General features: G+C 43.0%; 6 protein-coding genes. All 6 read left to right on the top strand.

Annotated elements, in window-relative coordinates:
• Positions 1–202 precede the first annotated feature (202 nt).
• The 6 genes from RDS42_RS09535 to RDS42_RS09510 all read left to right on the top strand — a co-directional run bounded on the left by RDS42_RS09535 (position 203) and on the right by RDS42_RS09510 (position 8192).
• Positions 203–1636: an aspartate ammonia-lyase gene (locus RDS42_RS09535; protein ID WP_308783461.1), complete on the top strand. Its 1434-nt coding sequence runs from the start codon at positions 203–205 to the stop codon at positions 1634–1636.
• Positions 1637–1792: 156 nt separating this feature from the next.
• A complete protein-coding gene (locus RDS42_RS09530; protein WP_308783460.1) occupies positions 1793–2503 on the top strand; it encodes an acyl-ACP thioesterase domain-containing protein in 711 nt (236 codons plus the stop codon).
• A gap of 142 nt (positions 2504–2645) precedes the next feature.
• Positions 2646–3341, top strand: a complete 696-nt coding sequence (gene araD, locus RDS42_RS09525) for an L-ribulose-5-phosphate 4-epimerase (protein WP_294444582.1) — start codon at positions 2646–2648, stop codon at positions 3339–3341.
• A gap of 155 nt (positions 3342–3496) precedes the next feature.
• Positions 3497–3751 carry a helix-turn-helix domain-containing protein gene (locus RDS42_RS09520; RefSeq protein ID WP_177297444.1) on the top strand — a complete coding sequence of 85 codons (255 nt, stop codon included), beginning with the start codon at positions 3497–3499 and terminating at the stop codon, positions 3749–3751.
• Positions 3752–3868: 117 nt separating this feature from the next.
• Positions 3869–4714, top strand: coding sequence for a S1-like domain-containing RNA-binding protein (locus RDS42_RS09515; protein WP_308783459.1), 846 nt, complete (start codon positions 3869–3871; stop codon positions 4712–4714).
• A gap of 10 nt (positions 4715–4724) precedes the next feature.
• Positions 4725–8192 carry a DNA polymerase III subunit alpha gene (locus RDS42_RS09510; protein WP_308783458.1) on the top strand — a complete coding sequence of 1156 codons (3468 nt, stop codon included), beginning with the start codon at positions 4725–4727 and terminating at the stop codon, positions 8190–8192.
• The last annotated feature ends 185 nt before the right edge of the window (positions 8193–8377 follow it).

Below are 8377 nucleotides of genomic sequence, written 5' to 3'. Positions count from 1 at the left end.
TGATTATATTATATCATGTCATTATAATGAGGACAATGAATAGATGCAGAGAAAGTCCGGCATCATAAGAACTAGTGCTGCTGTGAATGAAGTGACCGATACTTAAGAGGAACAGCAGCTTTTGAGATATTATATTGGGGCAGAAGGAAACAGACAAAAAGATAAAACAGGAGAAAGAAAAGGGAGAAGGAAAATGGGAGAAGTGCAGAAAAAACAGGATTTTCGTGTGGAACAGGATTCTATTGGAACAAAAGATGTTCCTCAGAATGTTTATTATGGAGTGCAGTCCCTTCGAGCGGCAGAAAATTTTCACATTACAGGACTGAATATGCACCCGGAGATCATCAACAGCCTTGCTTACATAAAAAAGGCAGCAGCCATTACCAACTGTGAGGCAGGGATTCTTGACAAAAAGAAAGCAAAGGCCATTGTTCAGGCATGTGATGAAATCCTGGAGGGAAAGCTTCATGGAGATTTTATTGTAGATCCTATTCAGGGAGGTGCGGGAACTTCTTTGAATATGAATGCAAACGAGGTAATTGCCAACCGTGCCATTGAAATTCTGGGAGGAGAAAAAGGAGATTATTCTATTATCAATCCGAACGATGACGTAAACTGCGGACAGTCTACTAATGATGTAATTCCCACAGCAGGAAAGATGACATCTCTTCGTCTTCTTAAAAATCTGAAAAAAGAACTCCTCCGCTTACACAAAGCTCTTTGTGAAAAAGCAAAGGAATTTGATCATGTGATCAAAATGGGACGTACGCAGATGCAGGATGCAGTTCCGATCCGCCTTGGACAGGAATTTAATGCATATTCAGTTGCCATTATGCGCGATATCCACAGAATGGACCGGGCAATGGAAGAGATGTGCACCCTGAATATGGGAGGAACTGCTGTCGGAACAGGAATCAATGCGGACGAGGCGTATCTCCGCCGGATCGTACCGAATCTTGTAGAAGTTTCTGATATGGAATTTGTACAGGCTTATGATCTGATTGATGCCACACAGAACCTGGATTCTTTTGTATCTGTTTCCGGTGCGGTAAAAGCCTGTGCAGTGACTCTTTCTAAAATTGCCAATGACCTGCGGCTTATGTCCTCCGGTCCGAGAGCCGGATTTGGAGAAATCAACCTTCCGGCAAAACAGAATGGTTCTTCTATTATGCCGGGAAAGGTGAATCCGGTTATTCCGGAAGTTGTAAATCAGGTAGCTTTTAACATTATTGGAAATGATGTGACTATCACCATGGCAGCAGAAGCCGGTCAGCTGGAGCTGAATGCCTTTGAACCGATTGTATTTTACTGCATGTTCCAGTCTATTGATACACTGGCTTATGCAGTGCAGACCTTTGTTGACAACTGTGTGACAGGAATCACGGCAAATGAAACACGCTGCCGATACCTTGTGGAAAACAGCGTAGGAATCATTACTGCCATCTGTCCCCATGTAGGATATCAGAAAGCAGCAGATATTGCGAAAAAAGCCATCAAAACAGGTGAATCTGTGCGAAATCTTATCCTTCAGGAAGGAATCCTTACGGAAGAACAGATGGAGCATATTCTGGATCCGGTAAATATGACAGAGCCGGGAATTTCAGGCAAAGAGCTGCTGATGGCAGGAGACAAATAAAAATACAGACAGAAAAACAGTGAAAATACAGAAAACTGCCCTCACATTTCCCCTGACAGACATCCATTCAGGTATCTGCCGGGGGATTTTTTTCTTGCGGCATAAAAAATGAAAAGCTATAATATAAGCAGATATAAGCAGAAAAGAGGAATGGACATGTCATATAGTTTCAGCGGAAGAGTACGATACAGTGAAATAGGAGAAAACGGATTACTTACTTTGCCGGGAATTCTGAATTATTTTCAGGACTGCAGTACGTTTCATTCGGAGGCAGTAGGAAATGGGATGAAAGTTCTGAAAGAAAAAAACAAATTCTGGGTTCTTTCCGCCTGGCAGGTTGTGGTTAATCGATATCCGGCTCTGGGAGAAGAGGTCGTTACATCTACATGGCCGTATAGTTTTCGGGGATTTATGGGGCAGCGTAATTTTATTATGGACACAAAAGAAGGAGAAAGGCTGGCCTATGCCAATACCTTCTGGACTTTTATCGATGGGAAGAATGGATTTCCCTGCAAGCTTAAACCGGAGGATACAGAAGGTTATGAACTGGAAGAAAAACTGGATATGGAATATGCTTCCCGCAAGATCGTGACACCGGATGTTTTTTTGCCGGAAGAACCATTTACAGTTCAGAAGCACCACCTGGATACTAATCATCATGTGAATAACTGTCAGTATATCCAGATGGCAATGGACTATCTTCCGGCAGACTTTTCTCTCCGTCAGATGCGGGCAGAATATAAACAGCAGGCAAGACTTTCGGATGTGATCTGTCCGGAGATATCTGCGGATGCGGATAAGGTTGTGGTCAGTCTTAATGATATACATGGGGAATCTTATGCGGTGGTGGAGTTTACAGATTATTGAAAAATAATATATATGTATCTGATTAAAATACCTTGGCTTATGGAGCAGATAAGTATATACTGTAAATAGCGAGGTGTTGCTTTTTGTATACCGGCGCTAAGGTGTTTTTTGAGAAAAGTTTATAATAAGAGGAGAGAGAACTATGCTGGAGAAATTAAAAGAGGAAGTTTACAAAGCAAACATGGATCTTCCTAAATATGGTCTTGTAACTTTTACCTGGGGAAATGTAAGCGGGATAGACAGAGAAAAAGGTTTGTTTGTTATCAAACCAAGTGGCGTGGATTATGACAAACTGACTCCGGAAGATATGGTAGTAGTAGACCTGCAGGGAAACAAGGTGGAAGGAAAATATAATCCTTCTTCTGATACGGCTACCCATGTTGTCCTTTATAATGCGTTCCCGAATATTGGAGGTATCGTTCATACACATTCTTCATGGGCAACAAGCTGGGCACAGGCAGGCAGAGGAATTCCTTGTTATGGAACAACACATGCCGACTATATCTATGGAGAAGTTCCCTGTGTGCGTAATCTCACAAAGGAAGAAATCGAAGAAGCATATGAGAAAAATACAGGTGTTCTGATTGCAGATTATTTTAAGGATAAAGATTATGAGGCTGTTCCTGCAGTTCTCTGCAAGAATCATGGACCATTTACCTGGGGAAAAGATGCTCATGAGGCAGTACATAATGCGGTTGTTCTGGAAGAGGTTGCAAAAATGGCAACTCGCTGCGAACAGATCAATCCGCAGGTAAAACCAGCTCCGCAGGAGCTTCAGGATAAACATTATTACAGAAAACATGGTGCAAATGCCTATTACGGACAGAACACCAAGTAAAAAGATTTCAAAATCCCATTGGCGTTGGCTGATGGGATTTTTTATAAAAACATGCAGAAATTCCCCCTCTGCTGAGTATTAACACATATTTTTTCTCTGCATATGTTAATGTCAGGAAAATTACTGATTATTAGCATATATCGGGGAGTTTTGGTATGAAGATTTATGATTATCAGGGGAGAAAAAATGTCAGCGGAGAGAGAATAAGGGAGCTGCGGATAAAAAGGCGGATGTCCCAGAGCGAGCTGGCGGCAAGACTGCAGGTGGAAGGTGTGATACTGGAAAGAGACAGTATCAGCAGGATTGAAAGCGGTGCAAGGTTTGTTGCAGATTATGAATTGTATATATTTGCAAAGATTTTAGGGGTAGATATGATGTCTCTGGTGGAGTTTCAGCCCCAGGATAATTAGAAAAAATATTTATGTGGAAAGACTGCCTTAAGGGCAGTTTTTTACTATTATTCAATAGTTTTTTGTGTTACAATGTGTCATATCAAAAAGTTGGATTCGATAGAGTGGAGGATCAGGATGATTGAATTAGGTAAGAAACAGACACTGACTGTAGTGAAAACTGTGGAATTTGGAATATATCTGGCAGAAAACAAGGAGGCAGATGCGAAAAACCGTGTTCTTCTGCCTGCAAAGCAGGTGCCTCAGGGAACAAAGGAAGGAGACCGTCTGGAGGTTTTTATTTATAAGGATTCTCAGGATCGTCTTATTTCTACCACAAGAGAGCCTGTGATCACAGTGGGACAGACAGCTCTTCTGAAGGTTCGTCAGGTGACAAAAATAGGAGCATTTCTTGACTGGGGGTTGGAGAAGGATCTTCTTCTTCCTTATCATGAGCAGACTGTGCGTGTCCGGGAGGGACAGGAGTGTCTGGTAGCTCTTTATGTGGATAAAAGCAGCCGTCTTTGTGCAACCATGAAAGTATATCCATATCTTCTGAAAAAGTCTCCTTATCAGGTGGGAGACCAGGTAAGAGGAAGGGTTTACCAGATCAGTGATAATTTTGGTGTATTCGTGGCTGTAGACGATAAATTTTCTGCATTGATCCCTGCAAGAGAGGCAGCAGGAAAATATCGTCCGGGAACGGTTCTTGATCTTCGGGTATCGGAGGTGAAGGAGGACGGAAAGCTGAATGTTTCCGACCGTCAGAAAGCATATATCCAGATCAATGAGGATGCGGAAAACGTTCTTCAGGTGATTGAGGAATTTGCAGGTGTACTGCCATTTGACGATAAGGCTTCTCCGGAAGTTATTAAAAGGGAATTCGGTCTCAGCAAGAATGCCTTTAAACGTGCAGTGGGTCATCTTCTGAAAGAAGGAAAAGTAGAAATAAGAGACCGGAGGATTTATCAGGTAAAAAAATAAGGAGCGTACTATGAATTTTACACATCTTCATGTCCATACAGAATATAGTCTTCTGGACGGTTCCAATAAGATCCAGGAGTATGTGTCCAGAGTGAAGGAACTTGGAATGGACAGCGCGGCTATTACAGACCATGGTGTTATGTATGGCGTGATCGATTTTTACAGAGCATGTAAAGCCGCAGGCATTAATCCCATACTGGGCTGTGAGGTTTATGTGGCTCCTGGTTCCAGATTTGAAAAGGAAACAGGAACAGGTGATGACCGTTATTATCATCTGGTACTTCTTGCAGAAAATAATCAGGGCTACAGCAATCTGATGAAGATCGTTTCCAAAGGATTTGTAGAGGGCTTTTATTATAAACCGAGAGTGGATCTGGAGATTCTGGAAAAATATCATGAAGGAATCATCGCTTTAAGTGCCTGCCTTGCCGGAGAGGTAGCCAAATATCTTACAAGAGGAATGTACGAAGATGCAAAGGCGGCGGCTCTCCGTTATCAGGATATTTTTGGAAAAGGAAATTTCTTTCTGGAAATGCAGGATCATGGAATTCCTGAACAGCAGACAGTGAATCAGCAGCTTCTTAAAATGCATAAGGAAACAGGAATCGATCTGGTGGTGACTAATGACGTCCATTATACACTTGCAGAGGATGCGCAGCCTCATGATGTACTTCTTTGCCTTCAGACAGGAAAGAAGCTGGCAGATGAGGATCGTATGCGGTATGAGGGAGGTCAGTATTATGTAAAATCTCCTCAGGAGATGGAAATGCTCTTTCCCTATGTTACAGAGGCTCTGGAAAATACTCACAGGATTGCAGAAAGATGCCATGTGGATATTGAATTTGGCGTGACTAAGCTTCCGAAATATGATGTGCCGGAGGGATATACTTCATGGGAATATCTGAATAAGCTCTGCTTTGAAGGGCTGGAGGAACGTTATACGCCTGTAACAGAGGAGCTTCGGGAAAGACTGGATTATGAGCTGTCCACAATTAAAAATATGGGATATGTGGATTACTTCCTGATCGTATGGGATTTTATCAAGTATGCCCGGGATCATGACATTATGGTAGGTCCGGGACGTGGATCTGCAGCAGGAAGCCTTGTAGCGTACACTCTGGGGATCACTCAGCTTGATCCCATCCGTTATGATCTTCTTTTTGAGCGATTCCTGAATCCGGAACGAGTTTCCATGCCGGATATTGACGTGGACTTCTGCTTTGAAAGACGGCAGGAGGTTATTGATTATGTTGTCCGTAAATATGGTAAGGACCGGGTGGTTCAGATTGTTACCTTTGGTACGCTTGCGGCAAGGGGTGTGATCCGCGATGTAGGCCGTGTTCTGGACATGCCTTATGCCCAGGTAGATGCTATTGCGAAAATGATCCCTCAGGAACTGAATATCACTATAGACAAAGCGCTTCAGATGAATCCGGAGCTGCGTAAGGCATATGAGGAGCAGGAGGATATCCACAGCCTTATAGATACTGCCAAGCGCCTGGAAGGGCTTCCCCGTCATACGTCTATGCATGCGGCAGGGGTGGTGATCAGTCAGAAGGATGTAGATGAATATGTGCCGTTATCAAGAGCTCAGGACGGCTCTATTACCACCCAGTTTACTATGACAACTCTGGAGGAACTGGGACTTCTGAAAATGGACTTTCTGGGACTTCGTACCTTGACGGTTATTCAGAATGCAGTACAGCAGATTCAGCGCAGTACAGGTATTCTGCTGAATATGCAGAAAATTGATTATAATGACAAAAAGGTACTGGATTCACTGGGAACAGGACGATCTGACGGAGTATTCCAGCTGGAAAGTGCGGGAATGAAAAACTTTATGAAGGAACTGAAGCCTCAGAGCCTTGAGGATGTGATCGCAGGAATTTCTCTGTACCGTCCGGGCCCCATGGATTTTATTCCTCAGTATATCCGGGGCAAAAACCGCCCGGACACTATTAAGTATGACTGTCCTCAGCTGGAACCGATACTGAAGCCTACCTATGGATGCATTGTATATCAGGAGCAGGTGATGCAGATTGTACGTAATCTGGCAGGCTATACTCTTGGGCGAAGTGATCTGGTGCGCCGTGCCATGTCTAAGAAAAAAGCCTCTGTTATGGAAAAAGAGAGGCAGAATTTTGTATACGGAAATCCGGAAGAAGGAGTTCCCGGCTGTATTGCCAACGGAATTCCGGAAAAGGTGGCAAATAAAATCTATGACGATATGATTGATTTTGCCAAATATGCGTTTAACAAATCTCATGCAGCAGCTTATGCGGTAGTTTCTTATCAGACTGCTTATCTGAAGTATTACTATCCGGTGGAATTTATGGCAGCGCTTATGACATCTGTGATCGAAATGCCTAATAAGGTTTCGGAATATATCCAGGTGTGCCGTCAGATGGGAATTCGGATCCTGCCGCCGGATGTAAACAGGGGAAGATATGGATTTTCCGTAGATAACGGAGCCATCCGCTATGGACTTTCCGCCATAAAAAGTGTTGGACGTCCGGTGATCGAAGCTCTTGTGGAGGAGCGGGAAGAAAGAGGAGAATATACTTCGCTGAAAGATTTTGTCCAGAGACTGACCGGAGTTGTGAATAAGCGCGCCATCGAAAATTTTATCAAGGCAGGCGCTCTAGACTGTCTGGAAGGAAACCGACGCCAGAAAATGACCGTTTACAGTCAGATTGTGGACAGCATTGCACAGGACAAAAAAACAACCATAGCAGGACAGATGAGTCTCTTTGATTTTGCGGAAGAGGATGTAAAAAAGGATTTTGAGATTCGAATGCCGAACGTAGGAGAGTATGATAAGGAAACACTTCTTTCCTATGAAAAGGAAGTACTTGGAATTTACCTCAGCGGGCATCCGTTGGAGCAGTATCGGGATGTTATGGAAAAAACTATTTCTGCCAGAACAACAGACCTTCAGCCGGAAGAGGAAAGCGGGATTGCCAGGGTCACGGATGGACAGAAAGTGGTCATTGGGGGAATGATCGTGGATAAAACGATCAAATATACAAAGAATAACAAGGTCATGGCCTTTTTTACACTGGAAGATCTGGTGGGAACAGCAGAAGTGGTGGTATTTCCAAGAGATTATGAAAAATGGCAGCGTTATTTGAACGAAGATGCAAAGCTTTTTGTTCAGGGACGGGTTGACGCAGGAGATGACAGAGGTGCAAAAATAATTCTGGAAAAAGTAAGATCCTTTGAGGAAATACCGAAGGAAGTGTGGATCCAGTTTAAAGACAGGGAAGACTATGGAAGACAGGAAGCCGGACTTCTGGAGGATCTGCGAAAATCTCCGGGAAGCAGCAGTGTGGTTATTTATCTGAAAGATGTAAATGCCATGAAGCGTCTTCCGGCGGTATATCAAGTGCAGGTCAGTGAATCCTGGGAGCAGGAAATGGCACGAAAATATGGATCATCCAATATTAAAGTTGTGCAAAGAGTATTGAAAAACTTGTAAAAGTGTGGAAAAATCAATATTCTGTAAGTCTGATGACACGAAAAAAAACTCACTTCCTAAAAATCAGGTTGATTTTTGGAAGAAAATATATGTGCTAACAGTAACTAAGAAATTAGATCATGTTACTATGAATAAAAAATCCCTGGAAGTGACCGAGGCTTCCAGGGATTTTTTATTCACAAAAA

Origin of the sequence: uncultured Blautia sp. (assembly GCF_902497045.1) — a bacterium.
In the GTDB taxonomy this organism is placed as follows: Bacteria; Bacillota; Clostridia; order Lachnospirales; family Lachnospiraceae; genus Blautia_A.
This window is presented reverse-complemented; position numbering and strand designations above follow the sequence as displayed.